Genomic DNA, 25,944 nt, shown 5'->3' on the forward strand with positions numbered 1-25,944 from the left:
TTTTCCTGAAATGAAATGGTACAAACGGACAGAGCTTCTCGTTGGAAGTTCTGGAATTGAAAAGCTACAGAGAGCACATGTGTTAGTTGTTGGATTAGGTGGAGTTGGTGCTTACGCTGCTGAAACCATTTGCCGTGCAGGTGTGGGGCGAATGACCATTGTGGATGGAGATTCTGTGGAAATGACCAACCGGAATCGTCAGCTACCGGCGCTTGTTTCCAACGAAGGAAAGCCCAAAGCTGAAGTTATGGGGATTCGTTTTCGGGACATTAATCCGGATGTTGAACTGGAAATTATCAACGAGTACCTGAAAGAAGAACGAATGGAAGAGGTACTCGATGCCCATCCGTATGATTATGTCGTTGATTGCATCGATACATTGTCGCCAAAGGTGCATTTACTGCACCTGGCAAAAGAACGACAGTTTCAGGTTGTGAGTTCCATGGGTGCCGGCGGTAAATTGGATCCGACTCAAATTCGGGTTGCCGATATCTCGAAATCGTATAATTGTGCCCTGGCCAAAATGATTCGCAAAAGACTGCGAAAACTAAACATCAATAAAGGAATCAAAGTCGTGTTTTCGCCCGAGGACGTCGACAAAACAAAGCTCATCATCGAGGAATCGCAGAACAAGAAATCGACTGTCGGAACTATCTCTTACATGCCACCCGCATTTGGTTGTTTTATCGGTTCGATCGTTATCCGCGATTTACTGGAAAAGTAATCTTTCTTACTTCTTTTGTTCCTGCTCAGGAAAAGAGCTGCTTCCTGGTAAGAAAACCTGCATTACACTAAGATGTTGGCTTCTTTTTCCTATATTTGACTTCATCATATTGGTATGATAACTTACATTCATACCAGTGCAAACTGAATTGTTTTCCGGTCATCGTATTACATCTAAAATTCGACACATGAATATTTTAAACGGCGGAGTTGGTCAAACGATCAGGTTAAATGACAGGACGTTGTCATATTTTGCCGGAAACAATTACCTGGGACTTGCCAATGATCCGACACTGGTAAATGACGCAATTGATGCTCTCAAAAAATATGGGGTAAACTTCGCCGCTTCCCGGCAAACGACCGGCACGTCGGATATTCACCTGGAACTGGAAAAAACGCTGGCTGAATTCAAATCTCGGCAAGATGCGGTAGTATTTGCCTCCGGATACATGGGAAATAAAATTCTGCTTCATGTGCTGAGGGAACGTTACGATTCCATCTTCGTCGATTCGATGGCTCATTCCAGCATCACAGACGGTATTCCACGAGACGTCTCATGTGTGGAATATTATGAGCATGCCAATCCCAACCACCTGGAGAAATTATTGAAATCTTCGTCGAAAAAGAAGTCCTTGATTATAACCGACGGTGTATTTGCCCTTACGGGAGAAATCGCTCCTGTCGACCAACTCTATTCGCTGGCGCAAAAGTACGGAGCGCTGCTGATTGTAGATGATGCTCATGCGACCGGCGTTCTTGGCAAAAATGGCAGGGGTACCCCTGAGCACTTTCATTTGGATTCTGCGCCTGGCTTGTTTCAAAGTGAAACGATGAGCAAAGCGATAGGCTCTTATGGCGGTTTTATTTCCGGTAGCAAAGACCTCAGTGACAACATCCGGAAGAAATCAACTTTCTACGGCGCTTCTACCGCCTTGCCACCACCTGTCGTTGCCGCAGGGTTATCTTCAATAAAGCAAATCATGAGTCGCCCGGAACTGCGAACCCGTTTGATGGAAAATACCAGAATTCTCCGCAAGGGAATTGAAGAACTGGCGTTTTCGACAACGAAAGGAATAACGCCTATTATTCCTCTTTATTTCAGCGAAAAGCAAACTGCGAATACTTTATCTCAATACCTCGAAGAAAACGGAATTGTTGCCCCTGCGGTTGATTACCCGGTAAAAACAAGCCAGTTCATTGTGCGAATTACCATATCGAGCACGCATACCGGAGAACAAATTCATCATCTTTTACACACATTAAAAGAATGGAGAGAAAAAATATGACACCCACGACGATCAAAGAGGTTTTCATCGAAACCATCAACATCCCGCTGGATGCACCTTTTACAATAGCTACCGGAGTGAAATACGAAATGGAAAATGTGCTCATCATCGTCCGCCTCGAAAACGGCATGGAAGGTTATGGAGAAGCGGCTCCACTGGAACCGGTAAACGGAGAAAACCAGGCTACTGCGCTGGCCACGCTCAACAGTTGTCAAAACTTCCTTATCGGGAAAGATGTGGCCGATTTCCGGCAAATATCGAAACACCTGAAAAGTGTGTATGGCGTCCAGGTAACAGCTCGCAGCGCCATCGAAATGGCTTTAATCGATGCTTTTACCAAATCACTGAATACGCCGCTGTATACTTTTCTGGGCAAAGCCGAAAACAAAATTGAAACCGACTATACTATCGATATCGTTTCGCCGGAAACGGCCCGGAAAAATGCTGCCAAACTCGCCGGCAAAGGATACAATACGCTAAAAACGAAAGTTGGTAAAAACCTGGTAGAAGATATCGACCGGTTACTGGCGATAAAAGACGGTGCCCCGAACTGCCGCCTCATGCTGGATGCCAACCAGGGATATTCTCCGGCCGATGCAGTTTACTTTCTTGGCGAATTGAAAAAGAACGATATTCGACCGGAGCTATTCGAACAACCAGTGAGGAAGGATGATTTGCGTGGGATGAAGTTCGTCAAGGACCACACCTCAGTTCCAATTGCTGCAGACGAATCGGTCTTTACGGCAGCCGATGCGATTAGAGTGGTGCGGGCCGGATGCGCCGACCTGATTAACATCAAACTGATGAAATCAGGAATCGTAGAGGCGTTGGATATTGCCGCAATTGCTCGAAGTGCCAATATGGAACTAATGATTGGCTGTATGATTGAATCGCGGCTGGGACTGGGATGTGCAGTACATTTGGCTGCCGGGCTTGGCGGCTTTCGATTTGTTGATCTGGACCCGCATTTAGAACCGGCACAGGACCCATTTATCGGAGGTCCCGAATTTTTGGAACCGGTTTATGCTCTTTCCGATGAAATACCAGGAATAGGTGTAGCAAAGAAGTAACAACAGGTATAAAAAAGCTGGTTGGCTGAAGTTTTTTCTTCATGCCCAACCAGCTTTTATCTCTTATCAATTCAGCAATTAAAGTAGTTCTTTCACCACATTCAGAGCTGCATCATAATCGGGTTCATTCGTAATTTCCGAAACGAATTCTACGTATTTAACGGTTCCGTCTTTGTCAATAATAACTGTTCCACGGGCCAGCAAACGCAGTTCCTTGATCAGATATCCGTATTTCAGACCAAAGTCTGTATCGCGGTGATCCGACAGGGTTACGATATTATCTAATCCTTCTGCTCCGCAAAAGCGCTTCTGAGCAAAAGGTAAATCGCAGGATACCGACAGAACAACCGCATCACCCAACTTGTCTGCTTCGGCGTTGAAACGACGATTTTGTGCGGCACAAACACCGGTATCGATGGAAGGATAAACGGCGATTACCACCACTTTCCCTGCATAATCACTTAATTTAACCGGACTTAAATCGGCTCCGACAACGGTAAATTCAGGAGCTTTCTGTCCAACTTTTATTTCATCTCCTACAAGTGTCACCGGATTTCCGGCAAACGTTACTTTCTCAGCGTTCTCTTTCATGTGTATTGATTATTTTGATTTTCACACGATCCCTATTAAACCGGGAACATTCTTTAATTCATTATTTTTTATGATACTTCAAAGTACCACTAGATAAACCGAAATTAGATTAAAATGTTCGATGCAAGAAATACATCCGGGTTAAATTTGTTTGTTTATACCCGTAAACCCACATAATTATACAAATAAGAAGAAAAGATGAAACCAGAAACCGCCGTTTGTAAGCCATATCTCTTTCATACTTAGCCCTGATAGACTAACTTTACTGAAAAACCAGAATCTATATTCAATGAAGACAAAAAGGTTTGCGGTAGTTCTAGCCGGTTCCGGGGTGTTTGATGGTGCCGAAATCCATGAATCCACGTTGACGATGCTTTCCATTGCCAAAGCCGGCGGGACCTATCAATGTTTTGCTCCGGATAAGCAACAAGCCCAGGTTGTTAATCACCTAACCGGTGAAAAAATGCCGGAAAAACGCAATGTTTTGGTGGAAGCAGCACGAATTGCCCGGGGCGACATCAAACCACTAACGGAGTTCTCTCCCGACGATTTCGACGCGATTGTTTTTCCCGGAGGATTCGGAGTAGCCAAGAACCTTTGCACTTTTGCATTCGATGGTCCGGAGTGTAGTGTGGATCCGGAAGTTGAAAAAGTCATCAAAGCTTCTGTCGACGAAGGCCTCGCTATCGGAGCATTGTGTATCTCTCCGGTTTTGATGGCACGTGTCCTACCCGAGGTTGACGTTACGATTGGCGAAGACCAGGAAACCGCTGAAGCTATCAGTAAAATGGGAGGTGCCCACCACATCACCGACCACGGGGAAATCATTATCGACGAAAAGTACAAACTGGTCACAACGCCCTGCTACATGCTCGATGCAACGATTGCGCAAATAGCCGAAGGAACCGATAATATTGTGAAGGAGTTGATTTATATGATTGAAAATTCCTGAAAACACTGGATGAAATAAAAAAGAGAGATGCTGTTTAAAACGGCATCTCTCTCTTTTGTCATGCTATTATTTTCTACAACGTCAGAACTGGTAACGGACTCCAAGTCCCAGGTTAAAATCAAAATTATCGCCATGATTTACCAATCCCAGTTCCGGTCTCATATCCAATCCAAGTTGCAAGCCAAACGGCCATGCATATTCAATTCCGACATTTCCGGCTGCAGCCAGATAAAATCCACTGCTACCGCTTCCGGTATAACTGTTTTTGTAATCCCACGAGCCAACTTTAACACCCGGACCAACATACCAGTTGAAACCATCGCCCAAAGGCCATACCCACTGATAAATTCCGGTGAGTCCCCAGGCTGTGTAATCGCTGTGCGAAATCAAACCCAAATCAAATTCCAGTCGATTCAAATTAGATAAACCGTGCTGGTAGGACACTTCAGTGCCAAAACCATTTCCGCCTCCAAAACGCAAACCAATTGCATGGTCCTTTACAACCTGCGCATTAGCCGACATGGTTAGTCCTGCAATGAATAATGCAGATAAAAGAAATAACTTTTTCATGTGTTTACAGTTTAATTTCAATTGATTTGTGAAGACACTATCTTACTCTTTTCTCTATCGATCTATAACGGTTTAGGCCTTGTTTTGTTTGCTTAGCAGGTAATTTCAACGATTTCGTTATTTTTAATCCGGATTACTTTTTGATCAATTGGCTTAATTGTAGCTTATGAATCGCTCGAAACTAACCATTTATCTGACAACCATCATCTTAATCATATTTTCGGCAAGATTGAGTGCTCAAACAACTCCAGAGGGAAGAAATAGGTTCAGGATAGGTGCCGGTGTATTGTTCGAGCGGAGTATCGACCGCCGCGGCCCTTACCTGATGGCCGATTACACGCGGGAGATCAGTACAGTGATAGGAATATCACCCGGCATCTGGCTTTCTTACCGACATTCGACTTGGAAAAATGTAACGACATACTGGCGTTCAACCTTTGATAGCAAAGACCTTCGGGTGGTGCCACGCGTCAATCTGGTTGTTACTCCCCTACCGGGAAAATTATCGCGCTTGCATTTGCAGACAGGTATTCTGGCCGAAGTGCTCTTCTCCAAATTCCATTCGACTAACGAAAATGATTTGATGCAACGAACCAGTGACTATCTCGAAGAATCGACCAAATTGCGCCCCGGCTTCAGTGGCGGATTTCACCTCGACCTCGTTCAGATAAAGCAACGTTGGCTCGGCATCGATGCAGAGATAATCTACGAATACTCCGGCTACAATCCCCGAATTAATGCCGTGAACCTTGCTGTCTACTACTCTTTCTGATCTGCTAATTCTTACAGATTGATCTCCTGACTTCCTGAATGCAACTTTATTTCTTTTCCGTTCCAACGGAAAAAACCGGTAAGGTTTGCCGGCAGAACAATCTGTCCGGTAATTCCTTCTTTCCCCTTCCTATGCAAATTAAATTCAATCATTCCGTCCGGATGAGGGAATTTACCTTTGACAAACTGCAATGGGCCCAACGCCGGCTCTATTTTCACTGTTTGAAAGCCGGGAGAAGCTGGCTCGATACCAGCGACCGTCGCCAGCAAATCGTAATCAGGACTGGCGCTCCATGCGTGACAGTCGGAGCGCGTCGGATCGGGCTTCTCTGCAAAGGTGGTTAATCCTTTTGCTAACATGTCACGCCACAAACCAAGCGTATTCAGGTATTCATCAGCCAAACCTGCTTTCTTCATCGCCTTCGTCAGATAAAACCGGAAATACATCGTCGGCTGAATCAGCGAAGTGTCGCTCATCAACTTTCGAGTAAAGCTATTCGCATCGCCTTTTTCAATCACACCGGTCAGCACAGCAAAGATGTTGGTATGCATACTGAACTCTTTCTTCTCCGGCGTGTCTGCAAAATATCCCCGAGATTCGTCCCAACAGTTTTGGCGGACTGCTTTCACAAGGTTATCCGCTAATTCCTGATATTTCTGAGAAAGGCAAGTGTCATTGAATTGCTTGAAAATTTTGGCAGCGTGTTGTGCGCTGTAGGCAAACTGCAACGTCAACATGGCACTCTGGCCAGAAAAACCACCGGCCGGCATTCCTCCCATCTGCGACTCTCTGCTCCAGCCCCACTCTTTAGCCCAGTCAACAAAATTCCAATATTCGACTTTCCCTAATAAACCGGTTTTCGGATCGATTCGCTGCTCAAACCAATGCATTACATTTTCGACTCCCCAGAGATTGCTTCGAACAAAAGCCGGATCGTTGCGAAGCATCCGATAGTCATTGACCATATCGACCCAAAACAGTGAGTACGGTGGAATAACTTGCGGCAAATATGAAGGGTAACGGCTTCTTGTCAAGCCTTCTGAAAAGCGGGAATCGTTAAACAGTTGAATCGCTTTGCGCATTAGCCGGTCATCACCCGACACATACAACGAAATCAGAGCTTGTATCCTCGTGTCGCCCACATACTGCAATTGTTCGTAATACGGACAATCGAAATAGGTTTCGTTGGCACACAAACGCGCTGTTCGCCAACCGACTTTCCAAATTTGTTTTAATGTCGAATCACTGGAAGCGAATGCTGCTTTTTCGACCAGCGGATAGGCCGCAAACATTCCGTAATAATCGTTAATGGTCAGCGGTTTGTCGCCTGTTTGAATATCCATCCGGATGTAGCGGTAAGTCCGAAACCATAACGGCCGGAACATGCGATTCGTTCCGCCATCGGGAAGAAAAACATCGGTATATCCCAGCAGCTTTTTCCCTTTAATATCGTCGCGGTTACCCTTTTGTCCATTTTCGTCGACGAGTGCTTCGGCATAGCTGACTTTGATAGTCGCTCCTTTTCCCTTTGTTACAAATAACTGAGGATAAGCCGTCGTCAAAACACCGTTGTCAATCAAAATCGAAACTTTGTGATTAGCCGGAATGGTTAAAGGTGCCTTTCCCTGAAGCCAATTATCCGGGACACTTATGCCCTCACTTCTCCTCACCGATTTCATGCGCTCCTGTTTCTTTTCCATGAATGGAATTTCCCGTGGAGTCAAAGTCCAGGAAGTTTCCGTTCCGATTCCTTTGGGTTGACCGTTATTCATCTGGCTAGCCTGTTTCCACGCGGAATCGTCATAGTCAATGTTCTCCCAACCCCATGGATATTGGGAGCCGTCAACCACATCGGTCGGACCAACGACAATATACGCGTGGAGCAACCTTCCCGGATCTTCTCCCGGACTATACGCTTTATCCTGCATCACTTTCCACGATGAATTAGTATTCACCATCTCTTCTTTCGAAGAATTTCCCTGCACGATGAATCCTGTCATCAGCGAAAACTGCGCTACCGGTCTTTTTAGTGCAAAGTTCCAGACTTCGGCAGCCAAAACATTTTTTCCTTTCCTGAGATAAGGAGCTATATCGACCGACTCGAAACGCCAATGCTCGATGTCTCCTCTCGATGGACCTTCGCAAACCGGGGTTCCGTTGACAAAAAAGCGATACCGGTTATCGCCGGAAATATTTACAATAAACTTACCGGGAACATTGGCTAAATCGAAACTCTTTCGGAAATGATAAACGCCATAATCCACTGGCGAAGCTGTCGGATGACTTATCCAACCTGCACTCCATGGCCGATTTAATAAGGAAGGATTAATCTCATTCAGGGCAACTTCCTGACCGAATCCAGTTATACATAAACTGGTCCAAACCAGGAACGTAAGTATCCATTTCATAGGTTGTGACGTTTGGTATTTATTGGTTTTGCAGTATCTAAATCGGTAGCTATTTCTTTTTATCCCCACTTTCTACTTTTGTGTACTTAAAGTAATAGAGCTGTTTCATTCCCCTTAGCCAGGCAGGTGGTTGATGAATGCCTGTATTGCTGACATCGATTAATTTCAGTTTTTTACAATTGGAAAGCGTATAAGGCAATTCCGTCAAATTCGGATTATCATTCAGATACAGTTCTTCCAGGTTCTCACATAGTTCAAGCACCTTGTTCACCGACCGCAAATCATTATCCCTCAACGACAACGCCCTGAGATTCTTCATTGCAGTAATGTTATTGGGAATTTCCGTCAGATTATTGTGATCGAGAATCAGTACCCGAATGCTCGGTGAAAGTGCCTGAACAGGAAAATTGTGCAATCCCTCCCAACTCAAATCCAGAATATAGTGATTGGTACCATATTGCGCGTCACCATAAAAAACACCGGGGCGTTTCTCCTGTCCAAAAGCAACCAGGGTTGCCAGACTTAATATCACCGTAAAAAATAACTTCATCCTCTTCATCATTGATAGATTTTAGCCGAATCGTTTGAGATTACCCGAGAACTAATCCGACGCAAAAGGTACAAAAAAGGAATGAGAAAGGCCGTAAATAAAGGGATTTTACTAACTGGAAATAATGACAGAAGCAAATAAAAAAAACCATGGTTTCCAATCTGGTTAAAGGCGGAATACCATGGTTAGATCGTACACATCATTTTAATGACTTCTTGTACTTTCAATCATCAAAAAATAAATCAACAACGCTTAATTAATCGTGGATAACAGGTTAACAAAGGCTATTTTAAAAGGTTCACCTTCCGGTGAAAAACTCAAAAATATTTTCGTGACAGCATACAACGTTACCTTCAAAGCCGTTGTGAATTACTGCGTTTTCCCGGAAGGATTGATTTGTATTATCTTTGCCTCCGGTCGAAATTGAAAAAAGAGCAAATGATTACAGTTTTACTCTTAATGGTTGCCGGTATCTTGGCCGGACTGTGGTTGGGGAAATTTCCATCGATAATGAAAGTCAACGACAGACTCATATCGTGGGCCATCTATCTGTTGTTGTTTTTACTCGGTGTCAGTGTAGGGACGAATGAAAAAGTCATACAAAGCCTCGATTCCATTGGCCTGCAAGCGCTTCTTCTAACTGTTGGTGCTTTGGCTGGAAGTATCGCCACAGGATGGATAATTTACCGTGTATTTTTTCACCTCGATAACAACTAAACCATGAAAGGCAGTCTTATCATTCTTTCTTTCTTCGCACTGGGAGTTATTTTGGGTGTCACGGATTCACTTCCGGAGATTCTACTAAAAACAGATTTCAGCATGTATGCTTTGTACATACTGATGTTTCTGGTGGGAATTGGCATTGGTGCCGATCGAAAATCCTGGAAGGTTATCCAGACCATCAATTTAAAAATCTTCCTGGTACCGCTCGGAGTTATGGTGGGAACAGCTATCGGGGTTACGCTTGTTTCGCTGTTTCTTCCCAACTTAACTATCAGAGAAGCGATGGCGGTTGGTGCCGGCTACGGCTATTACAGCCTGTCCAGTATTTTCATTACACAAATGCACGGCGAAACACTTGGCGTGATGGCCTTGCTTTCAAATATCATCCGCGAAGTAGCTACGTTGTTGCTGACACCTTTGTTTGTCAAGTATTTTGGAAAACTGGCCGGCATTATGAGTGGTGGCGCTACCGCGATGGATACAACCTTGCCAATTATTACCCGCTATTCAGGAAAAGATTATGCCATCATATCGCTTTTCAGCGGAATTGTTTTGACGATATTGGTGCCGGTAATCATTACATTTATTCTGCATAGAAGCCTGTAAGTTTCGGAGAACTAAACGTCCGAAAACTGTCTGTCGGCTAACTGACGTGAACCTGCCAATGGTAAGGTAAAGTAGAAAACCGAACCTTTCCCTTGCTGACTATCGACAGCAATGTTTCCGTTATTGGCTTCCACAAATTCACGGCAGAGATTCAGGCCCAGGCCAGAGCCTTTCTCCTTGTTGGTTCCATACGTCGTGAAATAGGTTTCTTTATCAAATAACTTGGGAATATTTTCTTTCGGAATACCAACGCCGGTATCTCTTACGGCCACCTTAATATTCTGGTCACTCTGTTCTATTTCCAGAATAATGCGGCCACCCGACGGCGTAAATTTGATAGCGTTGCTGAGCAGGTTTCGCATTACCAGATTTATCATATCCGCATCGCAATACGAAAGTACAGCTCCTTCCATCTTAATTTCCAAATCGATGCCTTTTACTTTGGCATCGGCTTTAATCAGGTCAAGTGAATCCTCAACTAACTCACTCAGGTCAACAACTCCGTGATTGGGTGTTATTCGTCCCTGTTGCGAACGAGACCAATAGAGCAAATTCTCCAGCAGATTGTGCGTGTCACAGGTTTTGTCGCGCAACACCTTCATCACATCGAAGAGCTCTTCCCTGTCGGTAAACTCATCTTCGAGAACCATATCGAAGATAGAGCGCATATTAGCGATCGGTCCCCTCAGGTCGTGACCAATGACCGAGAAAAGCTTGTCTTTGGTTTGGTTCAGTTCCTCGAGTATATTTTTCTGCATCGCCAACATTTGATTCTGCCGGGCAATCTCGGTATTCTGTTGCGTGATTTTCTCATTATCCAAACGCTTCTGAACGTAAGCGTAAATAATCAATCCGGCAACGAGAAGGATAGAAATAGTTAGTCCCAGCAAAGTATTCCCCAACAGTTTTTGCCTTTCCAATTTAGCTTGCTGAAGTTCTATCAGCTGCTCTTTCTTCTGAGTCTCGTATTTCGTCTGCAATTCGGCAATTTGCTGCGACTTCGCCAGACTGATAACCGAGTCACTGTACGACTTGTATTTTTCGTGGTAATACAGAGCTTCCTTGTAATTCTCTAAACCGGCATAAGCCTTCGATAGATTCTTATAAATCCGGGCTACTTCATTGCTCACCCCCATGTCACCAACAATCTTGAGAGCAGCCGAATAATAATTAATGGCTTTTTCGTAGGAACCTACTTTTTCAAGAATAACACCAATATTATTGATACACTGAGAAATACGGCTATGATCATTCATCTCTTTAAATAAGGCCATTGCCTGAAGAGTATGTTCAAACGCAATCGGCATCTTACCCTGTTTTTGCCAAATGACCCCAATGTTCAGCAAACAGTTGGCAACACCTCTTTGATTATCTAGTTCGTCGTATACATTGAGCGCTCGTGCATAATATTGTTTCGCTTCAGTCAGCTTATGCCGCTTCGACGAAATTACGCCCATGTTCACCAAACTAGTTGCTAGCTTGTCTTTAAATCCATTTTTCTCAGCTAAATCCAGGGCGCGCTTATTATAGTCTTCAGCCTCATTAATCAAACCAATAGTGATGTAAGTACTCGCAATGTTAGTCAAAGTCGTAATCAGCGGATGGATAACGTGATGTGCATCGTAGTAATATAGTGCTGCCTGATAATTCTGGAGTGCTTTGACGTATTTTCCTTTTCGGTGAAAAATGCTTCCGATGTTATTATGCGCATGTGCCGCACCATGCTCATCACCAATTTTTTCATAAATAGCCAGAGCCTCTTCGTATGAAGACATTGCCTGACTCAATTCGCCGTCCTGCTGATATAGAATACCGTAGTATTGCCGGGCATCAGCAATACCTTTTTCGTAACCTACACGCGTGGCGTAGCTCAAAATTCCGGGAAGCTGCAACCTAACTGTCTGCGGATCGGAATAAAGATTTTCATCACACGAATTCAACAACATGTCAATTTTATCCCGGTCGGTCAGTGCTGATTTATCAGTCAGCTCCGGCAAATCCTTTTTTGCATCGCCGTCGGCATAAAGCTTTTCTCCTACCAATATAAGGAAGAGAAATATCAACATTCCCGTTAATAGGTTCACCTTCATTGCTCTAACATTTAATCCTGCTCTCTATCAAATGGTTACCTGTTGAGCGGTAAAAATTCATGGAAGATGGGCAGTCCGATCTTCTCAAATTTAATAATAATTAACAGAAATTAAACGCCTGGCGACAAAGCAAAAAAAAGCCGCTTAAGTTGTTACAACTTATCAGCGGCCATAATATGTTAAAACTTTTTCTCTATCGATGAAAAGACTCACTAATGAATTTCAGTCCGGCCGGTAATCCGGTACGCCAGTATGTCCAACTGTGCGAGCCGTCGCGAACGCGGTATTCGTGTTGAATTTTCAAATCGCGCAATAATACGTGCAGTGCTGAATTTCCTTTATACAGGAAATCGTCATCGCCACAATCAATGTAATACCTTACCGAGCGAAGTTTTTCAGCCGGAATATCTTTAGCCAGATGCAGCGGGCTGTGCTCAATCCAGTTTTTGCTGATACGGGCCTGACCTTCCAGATTCTTTCCGAAGATATCGCCGAAGAACATGGTGTAATTCTTATCGGGCATATTCACAATCTCCTTATCGGTGAAGGTTCCGGAAGAGAACGCGACACACGAAGAAAACAGATCATTATACTTCATGGCATACATCAGTGCACCATAGCCGCCCATCGATAATCCGGCAACCGCTCTGAATTCTTTCTTTGAACGAATGCGATACTGCGATTCGATAAACGGAATAAACTCTTTGATAAACATATCCTCGTACGGATCTTTTCCCTGATAGTCGTTGCAATACCACGTTACTTTGGCATCCGGCATAACAATGACCATCGGCGAACACGAACCGCTGTCAATGGCTTCATCTGCTATCCGATTAACCTCGCCAAACTGAATCCAGCCGGTTTCGTCATCAGAGTATCCGTGTAGAAGATAAAGAACCGGATAATCACGCTGTGAATCATCGTAGCCCGGCGGCAGGTAAATAGAATATTTTACATCACGGTTCAGGAGGTCACTTTTCATCGAAAGACTCTCCACTACAGTGCCCTGCTGAGCAAATGCCACAACCTGAAATGCCAGCAACACCAGTAATAGCAACAACTTCTTCATTGATTATGATTTAATTTTAGTTTATGATTCCTGAAATTCTTGTCTCCTCTACAGAGGACGCACCCGCATATAATCGAGCATGGCCTTGTTAACTTCTCCATTCATATTTTCATTGAAATCTTCCAGCGATAGCGTCAACGTATTTTTGCCGGCTTTCAGTTCTACCTGAATCGGATTGCTCCATCCCCAATTCGACCATTCATCCTTCCCTCGTTGCGCGAAAACGGCTACTCCAGCAAAATGATTATCGACGTTTACCGAACGAATGGCACATTTGTTATCGGTATTATCCGGTCCTGAACCGTTTGAATACCTAAAATCGATGGTGTATTTTCCGGTGTGGCTTACGGTGAAGTGGAAAACGAGTTTCCGGCTTTTACTTTTCGTTAGCTCTACAAAACCATTTCCGCTGTAACCATGATAATCGAGCGATGATTTTGATGCGACTGTTTCGGCCTCAACTTTAACCACTCTTCGTGGCGAAATAACGTCAACTGGCTGGCTTAAAAATGAATTGTCTGCTTTTCCGCGCGTTTCCACCTGGTATTCTGCTAACCGGGTTGTTAATGGAATTCGTACCGAAGTATCACTAACCATCTGAAAGAATTTTCCGTTCCGGTAAACTGTATAGCTGTCTGCTCCTTTTACCGGTCGCCAGGTGAGATACTCTCCCGTTAGTTTCACCTGCGCTGGTGCAGCCGGTGAAAACCGATTGGTAACGAGGTTGATGCGTCCTTCATGTTGAATCTCATTGTTCATTTCAATGACAACCTGATGCTTCCCGCTCAGGTTTCCCGATAGAAAATGCTCTTTCCTTTCTTTCCCATCAATGGAAAAATGGCTGATTTCGTCACCAAAACCTTTGACTTTAAAGGAAAGATCCATGTTCCTGTAGTGGAAATTCGACACTTCGAAACTTCCCCGGTAGGCTTTGGGAACAACGGGAGTAAACTTTATCCCGTCTACCTGAAAATTCATTCCCAGGAAAATACGGTAAACCGTCGCCAGATTGCCGGCAATACTCCACAACTGTCGGTTGGAATTAACCTGTGTATCTCTGAAATCACCATTTCCGGCCACCATATTTTCCTTGTTGGTCAGGAAGAGGGCCGCCGGTCGGTAAAGTGCAGCAAGCCCCTGTTCCACCCCGGCCATATTCCCGAAACGGGCATTCGCCCAGTTCCAGTATGCCTGCACAAACGGCCAGATACTGTTATTGTGGTACGGAGGAATTCCGGGTATTTGCGGGTAAATGGTTGGGATTCCATATTCGACGACAGGCGTCTTTTCTAAAACAGACCGCACCCGGGCCGTATCAGCTACACCAAACAGAACGGACAAGGCTTCCCCGAGCGCTTCACTTCTGGTCGAAAGTGAGAAATTATTCCGACCATAAAGATACTGGCCGTAATATCCTCTTTCCGGAATCCACAGTTGGCTATTCATATCTGCTTTGATGGAATCAGGCAACTGCTCATAACGATTCGTTGTATCACCCATCATCGTTGCCATGCGGGAAAGAAGCGTCAGCGTATGATAGTGCACTGCATTGGTTCCGAGACATCGTGATTGAGAAATGTCCACACCATTCATCCAAATAGGATAAGTCTGTTTGCGCCAATCGAGAAACGACGATTCCCCCATCATCAGGTGATTCCGGTTATTCAGCAGAGTTTTAATGTCGTCGTCAACGCTGTTTTTTATAATCGGATAAATCGCTTTCAGCCATTCCTGATCGCCGGTAACCTTGTAAATTTCCCAGGCAGCTGTTGCCCAAATGCTCCGATCGGAAGACACAGGCCACGCACCTCCTGTTCCGGTGTCCTGAATAATCCGGCCGTTTTTGACTTTTCGCATCAAACTGGTTTTAGCTACTTCCGGCTCCAGATAAGCATACGCCAAAATAATGCTGTAACTCACATCGCGCGTCCATACGCCCGGCCACGATTCACCGGTTCGGAACGTTCCGTCAGACTCGATATCTTTTACCGTCTCATCGAGCGACAGGTTATACATGGCATCGACTAAGGGAATATCGGAGTGCAACTGAGGATAGTCGGAAATATCATTCTCAAGACTCCATTTCTTTGCCGTAAAATTTTCAGGTTCGTAAGGATTCATCACTACCGTGATGGTATAGATGCCGTCGCCATCCGGATCGGTTAGCTGAAACTGCTTGCGGGTTGCCAGGTTATCGAAATCCCAGCTTAACGGCGATAAATTTCCCGCTATGAAAATCCCCTTAAAATCATCCTTGTAAATGCGACTACCGTTCGAAAATTCATGGAATCCTTTCTCTTTGAAATCCTTCATCAGGTTTCGCGCATCGAGCCTGATTTCCATTTTGGTGTTGGCAGGCAAACTACCCGTTGGATTCGATTGCGTCTCATCCTTGCCTTTCTGGCCAAATTCAATCATGGGCAGCTTAACCACGCCGTTTTTGTCGGGAGTCAACAAAAAAGTATGGTTCACCCCTACCGGCAACTCGTTATCTTTTCCGTTTACCGCAAACTTGAATTCAATGAAATTAGGGAAATTCTCATTGGCCGGACTCTGGTAATCAGATGTCATTTTCGTAGGCGAAACAACTTTAGCCTTGTACTTACCCTGTACAACGCGATTACCATAAACTTTATAATTCTCTGCTTTATAAAGCAGCCTGTTTCCCCGATGACAGCCCGCCAGCAAAATCATCGTGATAAAAAGCAAAAACCCCTTTTTCACAACGCTATTTTTTCTTCGTTATAATTACACCATTTTTTCGGTAATAACCTAATCACAAAGGTAATGAACACCAACAATGAAAAAGAAGAGCGGGACAAGAATATTTTTGGGAATTCAACTATTGAAAAAGATGGCAAAAAATAAGGGAATTGCTGCCTGCAATTCCCTGCCTCCTTTAACCAAGCCTGACCAAAATGTATGAAAAAAAAATTTTCCTCTCTTTACTTACAAAGATGGTCGATAAAGGTGTTAAGCCGATAAAAGTTTTCCTAAAATTCCTTAAAACAGCTACTTCTCCTCATCCTCAAAGAAGGCTTCCTTACCGGGATAATTCATCGATTCCTTTGCCTTTTCAACCGGAAAAAGGAAATACCTGATGGTACCTTCGCTGCCGACCTTTCCTTCGTGATTGATAATTTGCGCATGAATGGTAGCCAACCGTCGGTTCTGGTCGACCAATTTCGCCTTCAACGTGATTTCACCTTTATCAATCAGCACCGGTTGCTGATATTTTACTTCCATCGATGCAGTAACACCGGCTGTTCCACATTGCGTGTACACCACCCAGCTGGCAATTTCGTCCAGCATGGTTGCCTGGATTCCGCCGTGCAAAACATTGAGGTAGCCCTCATACTTCTTTTCAGGAATCCATTTCGACATCACTTCTCCCTCTTCCACTTCGTGAAAATGCATTTTCAAACCAATCGGATTGCTGGGTGAACAGCCGAAACAATGATATTCACCGGAAGTATCCTTCGCGTATGGGTTGACAATTTTTTTCATATCTGTATCATGAGTTTTATTTGAACGTTTTAATTTTTGTCGGAAATTCAATCAACTTCAACCAATTTATTTTCCTGAATATACCATACGTATCCCTTCGTCTGGGTGTATCCCATTTTACGAATATCCATCAGATAGCCTGCTACTTGTTTCCGGTTCTTTTCATTCTCGCTTCCGGTCTTATAATCAACTACGACTAACTGGTTCTCTTTCATCATTACCCTGTCGGGACGATGGGTCCGTTCTTTTCCCCGAAGGATATCCCGCTCTGCAAGAACTTTCCAACTACCATCAAACCACGAATGAACGGTATCATCTTCCAGCTTCTCAGTAATCTCACTTCTTAGCTGTTCCAATTCGGCTTGCTCGATCTTTCCTTCGAACAACATTCGACTCAACGCTTTGTCGATATCTTTTGCCGTGATGATATTTTCAAAAATCTCGTGCATCAACTGCCCATAGTTCACTTTCTCTAACTTATTGCTGGGCTTTATTTCAAAGTAATCCTGACTATGCAACCGGATTTTCAGACTATCTCCTTTTCCGCCCAACTGAAAATTAGTTAGGGCAAACGAATCAGTGGTTGACTTCTCCTGTGCAGATGGTTGGAGCACTCCCAACTCGAAAGACTTGGTTTCCATATTCCAAAAATCAGCAATATCGATATAATGCTGCCGGTCTTCCGAATCGAGCAACGGCGGGTTTTCGAAAATACGCTGCAGTAGTCCTGACATCGAATTCCCCACTCCTTTCGTGAGTTTGGGATTATACGCTCCATAAACAACCAAAGCATTTCTGGCACGGGTAAACGCCACATAAAGCAAATTGAGATTGTCGACTGCACTATACAACATCTCGGTAAAGTACTCTTCCGCAAACAACGAATTGGTCAGATTCTTTTTATACTTCACCGGAACGAGTGCCAGTTCATTCAAGGGCTCGCTTTTAGGCTTACACCACAAATGCGGAGCGTGTTTTGGGTCGGGATAAACCGGCCAGTCGCAGAACGGAATAAAGACCACCGGAAACTCCAATCCCTTCGATTTGTGAATGGTTAACACCCGAATGGCATTCTGTTCTTCCGCTACACTAATCGTTTTACTAAACCCAGTACTCTCCCACCAATCGATAAATGAGTTGATATCGGCCGATTCTGTTCGCGTATAATCCAGCAAAATATCCAGGAACGCCTGTAAATACGGCCATTCCCCTGAAATAGCATTCAATCGGAACTCACGAATCAACCGTTCGGCCAGGTTGTACAGCGGCAATCCCCTCAGTTCATTCTTCAAAGCAACACTTTCTTCATCTCCCAGCCAGGGCTTAAACAGTGCCGGCATGTTATTCATGTAATCGAAATACCAAGCAGCCATTTCATCCTGCTCCGAATTGGACGCTCCAAATAAATCCAGCTGTGGTTTTCCTTCGTTTTTTAACAACGCCTGTTCTTGCTGTGACATGGAAGGAAGCAGGTAGAAGAAAAACTCGTGTATCATCTCCGCTTCCCGGATTTTATTTTTCGGCCCGGCCAGAATATGAAAATAATTCAATACAAACTTCACGGTAGCAGCATTACCCACAAACAGTGAATCATTTGAAATCACGTCGTAACTGTAAGATGTATTGGGATTGGCCAGCTTTTTCTCCAGCAAAGCCCGGGCTATTTCTGCACCTTCCCGTTTATTCCGGACGAGAATAGCCATATCGCCGGGCTCATAACCAAGCTCCTGCATATTCTCGATGTCTGAAATAGTTCTCTCGATGGCCATTTGCCGAAAATCTTCCTTGTTTCCTTCATTCTCCATTAAGTCGATGCGCACATATCCCTCATCACCTTTACTTCTGGCACACTTCTGAAAATGATCGGCATAGGCTTTGGCTATCAAATCTTCAAAATCTCCTTTATTCTCAAGAATATCACCGGCAGATTCCAGTTGAGTGTTTACATCTTCCTGCAGGAACTCAGCGGCCTGCCGGAAGATGATGTTATTAAAGTCGATAACATTTTTGGTGCTTCGCCAGTTGGTGCCGAGTGTTACTTTATCGAGCCCGTAGTGTTGAAAATCGTGTTCCAATTGGTTAGCCAGCAGATTCCAATCTCCATTCCGCCAACGGTAAATCGACTGCTTCACATCCCCTACCACCATATTCTGTCCGCCTTCCGCCAGGGAATTCTCCACCAGCGGATTCAGGTTATGCCATTGCATTCGCGACGTATCCTGAAACTCGTCAAGCATAAAATGCTGGTAAACCGACCCCATCTTTTCGTAAACAAACGGCGTATCGCTACCTGCTATTACCTTGTTTAGCAACTGAGCAGTATCACTCAAAATGAGGATATTTTTCTCCAGCGATATTTCCTTGACTTTGGAGGCCAAATCGGTTAAAACACCTAATGTATATAAGTTGGGAAGAACAGCATTTGCCGACTCTACTTTCGGAAATTCATCCTTGTAGTATTGCAATGCTTCTTTTAGCAGACTGTTCAATCCTTCATCATATACTGCATCAATGGCATTCTTCACAGCCGACTCTGTCGTTTTGGTCGACCAATCATCGAGATTGTCAACAGCTTTTAAGACCCGGGCACCTGGTTCGTATTTCCCTTCCGTTAATTTTGGAAAATAAGAAGCAAATGAAGTTTTGCCATATTTGAAGGACTCCGGCCTCAAACCAAGACGGGTCATCAAAGCGATCCCTTTCCGGCCGATGTCTGCCATTCGCTCATCAAACTCCTCGGTAATCTTCTTCAGCTTCTTTCCATAATCAGCCAAAAATTCCTTGTCTTCCATTCGGGTAATCAGTTCGTCATCAAATGTTCGGAACGCTTCACCGAAGATTTCGCTTCCCCGCTCGAGAATGTGCTGCTTAAAATTCCAGTTCTGACCAACTTGCAGCGTCTGCTCGGCAAAATCGAGGAACCACTCCCGAAGCAGTTCGTTGTCATCGATACCGAGAAACAGACGTTCTACTGCTTCTTCTAAAATTGCCCGGTGATCCAATTCGGTTCGAAACGAGGCATGCAGCCTGATTTCCCGTGTAAAAGCGCGTACTACCCGCTGAAAGAAACTATCGATGGTGCTGACAGAAAAACGCGAGTAATCATGCAAAACCGATTTTAAGATTTGATTAGCGTTTTTTCGAATAGCTTCTTCCGTCTTTCCGGAAACCGTCGTCAATGTATCCAGATGCTGCGAAGGTTGTCCGCTAGCCAATAGATACAGTTCACTAAGTATCCTGCCCTTCATTTCGGCCGTAGCCTTATTGGTAAATGTTACGGCCAAAATATGCCGGTACGCTGTTGATTCCTGAAAAATAAGCTTCAGATATTCACGTGTTATCTGAAACGTTTTTCCTGACCCGGCCGACGCTTTATATATTTTCAAATTAGACATTATTTCAACAGAATTTTGCTTCATTTAAGGAGTCAAACTGTCCTCAAAACCATTATTATTGATGAAGAATGACAACTTTCAGTTCACTTCTGTAAAAGTAGAAAACATCTCCGGAAATTTTTTTTACACACTTCGCATTTATCCATTTTATGACTATTGCTTTCTCTGCACACCGCGAAACAACTGAGGTTCTGATTACTGAGCTGACCAGATTATCTCCAATGGCTAACCTGTTAAATCTTGCTTTTTATTAATTCGCGTCATAATTACATAATTTTTGACATTATGGTACGTTATTAAAGGCAAAGGGTAATTCTGAATTACCAAAAAAATGTTATGTTAGCAAGCTCAAAATTCGAGAAGTTTCACAGTTTGACTAACCCAATTCACAAATACGGAAGCATGAAAATCCTAAATTCTGAGAAAGTAAGTTACTTGTTGTTGTTCGGGTTACTTCTATTTTTCACCCCCGGTATCACTGTGGCTCAAAATGTTTCAGTAAGTGATGAACCTCATAGTCCGGACTCAACAGCAGTTCTGGATATTTATTCCAACACCAAAGGTCTGCTTATCCCCCGTGTAGACCTGGTTGCTCCAAACGATCCGGTTGCTGGAACGAAACCCACAGGATTGTTGGTATGGAACAAAACCGCTTCGGCGCTTTACCCCAACATTGGATTATATTATTGGGATGCTGCTGCTGCTGATTGGAAAAGTATTTCATCGACGGAATATGTTCCGCAGACTTCCGCTTATTATATAGACAAGGCAACATCATACAAGAGTGCCGACTCTATATTGGATAAAAACTTGAAAGTTATAGATGATCTTTTTACAGCGATAGCCCAGCAACCCGGTACCAATGCCAATTATATGGTAAATATAATTGCGACTCGTCAGGGGGCAGGTTTGAACCAAACTGATGGCGCCTACCTTAATCATCCGACTGCTACGTATATTTCGACAGCTACTTCACTGAATGAAGCAGATTCACTGTTGGATAATCAATTGACTACGGTTACCAATTCCACCGCGACAAACAGTGCAGCCCTTGTCAACTTAAACACACGGGTTACCAACAATACAAATGCGATTGCCACAAATACGTCCAATATTTCAACAAATACATCTGACATTTCGAATCTGCAAACGCAGGTCAATAATCTTGCTTCTAATACATCCACACAAACCGAAATAGACGCGGTTGAAGCCGGAGCCGGCTTGAATGCCGATGGGACCTATTCGGCTAACAGTGGCGCAACTTATATTGGAACCGCCACCAGCTTGAATAACGCTGATAATCTATTGGACCAGGCTATCAGCTCAGTAATGGCTGATGTCCAAACCAACAATCAGGATGTATCACAACTCTCTCAAGATGTAGCTAATGTACAGCAACAGACTACAAACATTCAAGCGGAGTTGGATAATACTCAGGCCGGCGCTGGATTGGGAACCGACGGTAGTTATACCGCCAATGCCGGAACTAACGTTATCACCAGTGCAACTGACCTGAATAACGCTGACGTTTTGCTCGATCAGGCTGTAACAGCGGTTACTACAACGGCTCAAACCAATCAGTCTAATATTTCCAGTTTGGACACTCGTGTACAGACATTGGAAAACAATTCGGTTTCCAGTGCTGACTTTGGCGCTGCCGGTACCGTAGAAGCGAATAAAGCAATCGTTGCCGGAAGCGATAAGTCCGTTAGCGGCTTTAACAAAATATCTACAGATGGTAAAGTAACGGTCGGAGCAACAACTCAGCCGGAAGCATCAGCCATTATGGAAGTAAATTCCACTACGCAAGGTTTTCTTCCTCCGCGAATGACGCTGGCGCAAATTGATGCCATAGCCTCACCCGCTGAAGGTTTGATGGTATATTGTACTTCGCTACACCAACCTCTTTACTATAACGGTTCTCACTGGATGACCTATACCGGCAGACCTGCCGAAATCAAAGTTGGAAATAAACTGGAAGGTGGTATTATCTTCTATATCAACAACTCGACCAATGAGGTTTATGTTGTCGCAGAACAGGTATTTAATGGCCTTGAATGGGGACCGATCGACCAGATGATTGGTGCAACCAGCATTGACGGATCATCCAATACATCACTGATCAATACAGCGCTGGCAAGTAATACGACCTATGCTGCACCATTCTGTGCAAGTTATACGTACGAACTAAAAACAGACTGGTACCTACCCTCTCAAGAGGAAATGGCTTTATTATATGCGGCACAAGCCCAATTGCCCTCAGGATTTATCCAGTCAGCTTATTACTGGACTTCAACAGAAGTTGATGCATCTAAAGCCGTAGCATTCGATGGTTCAACCGGAACAGCTATCACTGCAGGTCAATTGAAATCAAGCAAATACCAGTTTTACGCAATCCGGAAATTCGTTATTCAGTAATGAGTCGACTCATCTACATAACACTCCTCTTTGCCTGTTCACTTCTTGTGAGAACACAAGCAGATGCACAGCAAGCTGTTTTTCATAACAGTGGTGCACAGATTGTGATTACCAAAGGCGCTGACGTGAATATACAGGGTTCCATGCTTAGTGAGCCGTCCAATAATATCGCTCCCAAAATTCAGCTAAACGGAAATCTCAGCATTTCGGGTGACATCATTAATCATTCCGACAATCTGTTCCGTATATCCGAAGGATACCTGATTTTGACAGGAGCAGGAACACAGGTTATCAGCAGCAATTCATCCAACCCGTTTCTGGTATACAACCTGGAGCTTAACGGAACAGGAACAACGCTTCTGCAAACCAATGTTCGTATTATCAACGATTTGAATTTTCAACAAGGATACATCGATGTCGGCGACCAGGACTTAGTCCTGTACAAAAATGCGGTTACCTCCGGAACACCGGGAGATCAGTCAATGGTCGTCACTTCGGGAACCGGCCGGATGATTAAAAGTATGGCGCAGCAAGAGGATATTACTTTCCCGGTAGGAAGTACATCAAAAGGCGCACATTATTCTCCGGTAGATGTTGCCTGGGAATCGGGTACTTTTTACAGCAGTAGTATCGTTATGCTTTCGGTTAAACCGGAAAAACTGGACGCTAATACCAGTCCGCAAAACTACTTGGAAAAATACTGGGATGTGCAGGTAAGCGGAGTAGATAATCCCAAAGCTGACCTCACATTTCACTATGCACCGGAAGAAGTTTTTGGTGATTCAACTCAAATTTACGCCATGCGTTTCTTTGAGAATAACGGACAAATGTGGCCGCGTTTCGATGGTGAACTCAACCCGGTGACTCATAGTTTCACCTTCACGACCAGTGATTTTGGAAAATTCACCGCTGGCGATTTGGGTACTTCTGACTTCTCCGATGTAATTGTCTTCCCGAACCCAAATAATGGTGCTTTCTCCATTAAAGTCATTGCTCCTGCCGAAGGAATGATGGATATGCAATTCACCAACATGGCTGGTCAGCTATTATACTCCGGCCAAATCGACCAGGGAATTCATGAATATGACTTTACCAATTCGCCTAAAGGAGTGTATTTTGTTAAAATATTCTTCAAAGAAAATCCAAAGATTGTGACACGTAAAATCGTCATACGATAATAGGAAATTTGTTTTATCGAATAAAAAGGCAAATATTCAAGAAAGAGTCTGTCCAAAAAGCAAGTGGACAGACTTTTTTCTTTAGCATTCGTCGGGTCAACAAAACATCAAGAGATAAATAATTTTTGTCAAGACTTTATTTTAAAATATCAAGACATAATTTAAAAACGTCAAGACATTTTAAACAAAACATTTAGACATTTCTTCTAAAAGATCTTGATGTTTTTCGAAAAAGGTCAAGACGTAATTTTAAAAAGTCCGGACTTTTTTAAAAAAGGTCAAGACTTTCTTTCAATCCTGTCGGACCTTTTCCCCGGTAAGGTATATACTCCCTAAAAAACGAGTAATGATTCAAGAAAAAAGAGGCTGTCCCAAACGAGACAGCCTCTTTTAATCTTATGGATCTCATAATTATCGGTTCAGAGCCCCCACGGGAAGAATTACCCGTTTTTCGGAGAAAGTATTTCACTGCTTAACGACCCGAACCAGATGTAATAACTATTCATCATCGTAGACCCCGTGGAACTCGCCAGAAATGGAACGTAAGCGAACGCCATTCTTATATCCAACCACAAAGGCATCTTTTATCTTCGTATCTCTCCGGATGCGCTTCTTGAAAGCCTCAGCCTCCGGATAAGTATCGAAAGTTCCTAACGTAAATTTCAGGTAACCGTCCTGCTCTTCGCTCTTAATTGGTTCTGTCAGATGAAGTATTCTCGCCAATTCCTCGGCCGTGTAATGGTACTGGGCAAAAGCGCCAACCTGAACAGCAAAACGATAAACAGCGTCCTTATACAAATGACCACTTATTTTTACGTTATCGTCGCCGGTGCGGTAAAAGCCGAAATGCCCATCAATCTGTTGAGCCCCGTTATAATCTTTCAGCGGAAGAATCTTATAGCTCAACATCATGATTGAACCTTTGGGCAGTTGCGGATAATCTACGTGAATATCTGTCTTGGTGTAACTCTTTGTCGAATCATCCCATGCGTATATACCTTTCGGCAGCGGAATATTCAACATACCCGGCGTACTCAAATCACCCTTCTGAATTTTGATATCCAAATGATACTCGTGTCCCGGTAAGAGTTTCTTCTCCGAATTCACAGCGAGTGGAACCTCCTTCAAACCAAATTTCTTATCTAAATCAAGCATATACTCCGCTGTCTTCTCTCCTCTTCTTTTCCCAAACTTGTAAACGATGCCGACTTCACCGACCAGGTAATTCGGATTTCTCAACCACTTGTAATCTTTATCGTTTCCTCCTTCATAATACTGAGAATCCAGTCCGCGCCAGGATGCTCCCAAACGGAATCCCAGGTGATGCGTCAGGTTATAATCGAACAGCAAACCAACCTGATACGAAATCTTGTATTTGTCCTTAGGCTTAACAATGTTTGGAGAAGGCTCGAATAAATTGACACCACCTCCTACTTTGCCATAAAACGCATATCGTTTTTGCGAAACATCTTTTGCCTGCAGGTTGGTAAAATTGATTAACCCGTTCAGATTGATATCGTGATAATAAGAATAATCGTTGCCAATTGCACGGGCAAAACCAAACTCATATTCCGTTTCGATAGAAAATACATCGTTTATTTTTCGTTGAATCCCTGCTCCCACAAACGGAGTGATTTCGTTAAAATAGGCATTGAAGTAAGGATCCAATTCATTATTTATCGCTTTAAAATAATTGGTGGCTCCTCCGTTAATGTAAAAAGACCAGGGTTGACTGATATGATACTTTTCCGGCTTTGCCTGCGTACTGTCCTGCTCCTGGGCAGCCGCACCGACCGAAACAGAAAACAATAAAAGCATCATCGTGGCACGAAGTAATCCCGGCAGAGTAAAGTGTCTTCTCATTTTTATCAAGGTTAGTTGCAATAACAACGTAAAATGGTTTCTTCTCAATATTTATTAAGGGTCTGAACCAAATTTAAAAAATTTGAACCCCATTTCTTAATTTAATGAAAAATATTATCAACAAATACAAGCGACTTATCACGTTTCAGGAAAGTACAAATTGAAAACGAACC

At 43.7% G+C, this 25,944-nt stretch carries 19 protein-coding genes; 9 read left to right on the forward strand and 10 right to left on the reverse strand.

Annotated features, from left to right (window positions below; translation table 11 throughout):
* Positions 1-10: 10 nt before the first annotated feature.
* The 3 genes from GJU87_RS09165 (at position 11) to GJU87_RS09175 (ending at position 3,079) form a co-directional block, all read left to right on the forward strand.
* The gene (locus GJU87_RS09165; RefSeq protein WP_153639244.1) at positions 11-724 is read left to right on the forward strand and encodes a ThiF family adenylyltransferase; all 714 of its coding nucleotides are present in this window, start codon (positions 11-13) and stop codon (positions 722-724) included.
* A gap of 187 nt (positions 725-911) precedes the next feature.
* A complete protein-coding gene (locus GJU87_RS09170) occupies positions 912-2,009 on the forward strand; it encodes a pyridoxal phosphate-dependent aminotransferase family protein (protein WP_153639245.1) in 1,098 nt (365 codons plus the stop codon).
* Positions 1,991-3,079, forward strand: a complete 1,089-nt coding sequence (locus GJU87_RS09175) for a dipeptide epimerase (protein WP_153639246.1) — start codon at positions 1,991-1,993, stop codon at positions 3,077-3,079. The genes GJU87_RS09170 and GJU87_RS09175 overlap by 19 nt, the downstream gene beginning before the upstream one ends.
* 78 nt (positions 3,080-3,157) lie before the next feature.
* On the opposite strand, the gene tpx is transcribed toward GJU87_RS09175, so the two are convergent.
* On the reverse strand, positions 3,158-3,670 hold the full coding sequence (tpx, locus tag GJU87_RS09180; RefSeq protein ID WP_153639247.1) for a thiol peroxidase: 513 nt from the start codon (positions 3,668-3,670) through the stop codon (positions 3,158-3,160).
* A 289-nt stretch (positions 3,671-3,959) separates the two neighbouring features.
* Between tpx and elbB the strand changes: the two genes are divergently transcribed.
* Positions 3,960-4,622, forward strand: a complete 663-nt coding sequence (elbB, locus tag GJU87_RS09185) for an isoprenoid biosynthesis glyoxalase ElbB (protein ID WP_153639248.1) — start codon at positions 3,960-3,962, stop codon at positions 4,620-4,622.
* An 81-nt stretch (positions 4,623-4,703) separates the two neighbouring features.
* Here the strand turns inward: elbB and GJU87_RS09190 are convergent, their stop codons facing one another.
* Entirely contained in the window at positions 4,704-5,192 is a 489-nt protein-coding gene (locus GJU87_RS09190; protein ID WP_106542656.1) for a hypothetical protein, read from the reverse strand.
* 166 nt (positions 5,193-5,358) lie between these two features.
* Between GJU87_RS09190 and GJU87_RS09195 the strand changes: the two genes are divergently transcribed.
* Positions 5,359-5,964 carry a hypothetical protein gene (locus tag GJU87_RS09195; RefSeq protein ID WP_153639249.1) on the forward strand — a complete coding sequence of 202 codons (606 nt, stop codon included), beginning with the start codon at positions 5,359-5,361 and terminating at the stop codon, positions 5,962-5,964.
* A gap of 11 nt (positions 5,965-5,975) precedes the next feature.
* Here the strand turns inward: GJU87_RS09195 and GJU87_RS09200 are convergent, their stop codons facing one another.
* Entirely contained in the window at positions 5,976-8,372 is a 2,397-nt protein-coding gene (locus GJU87_RS09200; protein WP_153639250.1) for an alpha-L-rhamnosidase C-terminal domain-containing protein, read from the reverse strand.
* 49 nt (positions 8,373-8,421) lie between these two features.
* A complete protein-coding gene (locus GJU87_RS09205) occupies positions 8,422-8,922 on the reverse strand; it encodes a hypothetical protein (protein ID WP_194831486.1) in 501 nt (166 codons plus the stop codon).
* Positions 8,923-9,360: 438 nt separating this feature from the next.
* On the opposite strand from GJU87_RS09205, the gene GJU87_RS09210 reads away from it, so the two are divergent.
* On the forward strand, positions 9,361-9,639 hold the full coding sequence (locus GJU87_RS09210) for a LysO family transporter (RefSeq protein ID WP_153639252.1): 279 nt from the start codon (positions 9,361-9,363) through the stop codon (positions 9,637-9,639).
* A gap of 3 nt (positions 9,640-9,642) precedes the next feature.
* Positions 9,643-10,251 (forward strand): lysine exporter LysO family protein, encoded by a 609-nt coding sequence (locus GJU87_RS09215; protein ID WP_153639253.1) that lies wholly within the window; start codon positions 9,643-9,645, stop codon positions 10,249-10,251.
* A gap of 11 nt (positions 10,252-10,262) precedes the next feature.
* On the opposite strand, the gene GJU87_RS09220 is transcribed toward GJU87_RS09215, so the two are convergent.
* The 5 genes from GJU87_RS09220 to GJU87_RS09240 all read right to left on the reverse strand — a co-directional run bounded on the left by GJU87_RS09220 (position 10,263) and on the right by GJU87_RS09240 (position 20,312).
* Positions 10,263-12,341, reverse strand: coding sequence for a tetratricopeptide repeat protein (locus GJU87_RS09220; protein ID WP_153639254.1), 2,079 nt, complete (start codon positions 12,339-12,341; stop codon positions 10,263-10,265).
* A 193-nt stretch (positions 12,342-12,534) separates the two neighbouring features.
* Positions 12,535-13,410 (reverse strand): esterase family protein, encoded by an 876-nt coding sequence (locus tag GJU87_RS09225; protein ID WP_153639255.1) that lies wholly within the window; start codon positions 13,408-13,410, stop codon positions 12,535-12,537.
* 48 nt (positions 13,411-13,458) lie between these two features.
* Complete coding sequence (locus GJU87_RS09230; RefSeq protein ID WP_228491927.1) at positions 13,459-16,134, reverse strand: hypothetical protein; 2,676 nt, start codon at positions 16,132-16,134, stop codon at positions 13,459-13,461.
* A 288-nt stretch (positions 16,135-16,422) separates the two neighbouring features.
* Positions 16,423-16,917, reverse strand: a complete 495-nt coding sequence (locus tag GJU87_RS09235) for a PaaI family thioesterase (protein WP_153639256.1) — start codon at positions 16,915-16,917, stop codon at positions 16,423-16,425.
* Positions 16,918-16,964: 47 nt separating this feature from the next.
* Positions 16,965-20,312, reverse strand: a complete 3,348-nt coding sequence (locus tag GJU87_RS09240; protein ID WP_255454198.1) for an exodeoxyribonuclease V subunit beta — start codon at positions 20,310-20,312, stop codon at positions 16,965-16,967.
* Positions 20,313-20,714: 402 nt separating this feature from the next.
* On the opposite strand from GJU87_RS09240, the gene GJU87_RS09245 reads away from it, so the two are divergent.
* Positions 20,715-22,730 carry a hypothetical protein gene (locus GJU87_RS09245; RefSeq protein ID WP_153639258.1) on the forward strand — a complete coding sequence of 672 codons (2,016 nt, stop codon included), beginning with the start codon at positions 20,715-20,717 and terminating at the stop codon, positions 22,728-22,730.
* Positions 22,730-23,908, forward strand: a complete 1,179-nt coding sequence (locus tag GJU87_RS09250) for a T9SS type A sorting domain-containing protein (RefSeq protein ID WP_153639259.1) — start codon at positions 22,730-22,732, stop codon at positions 23,906-23,908. The genes GJU87_RS09245 and GJU87_RS09250 overlap by 1 nt, the downstream gene beginning before the upstream one ends.
* 498 nt (positions 23,909-24,406) lie before the next feature.
* Here the strand turns inward: GJU87_RS09250 and GJU87_RS09255 are convergent, their stop codons facing one another.
* On the reverse strand, positions 24,407-25,771 hold the full coding sequence (locus tag GJU87_RS09255) for an SPOR domain-containing protein (protein WP_153639260.1): 1,365 nt from the start codon (positions 25,769-25,771) through the stop codon (positions 24,407-24,409).
* Positions 25,772-25,944: the final 173 nt, after the last annotated feature.

This window comes from Prolixibacter sp. NT017, assembly GCF_009617875.1.
GTDB lineage: Bacteria > Bacteroidota > Bacteroidia > Bacteroidales > Prolixibacteraceae > Prolixibacter.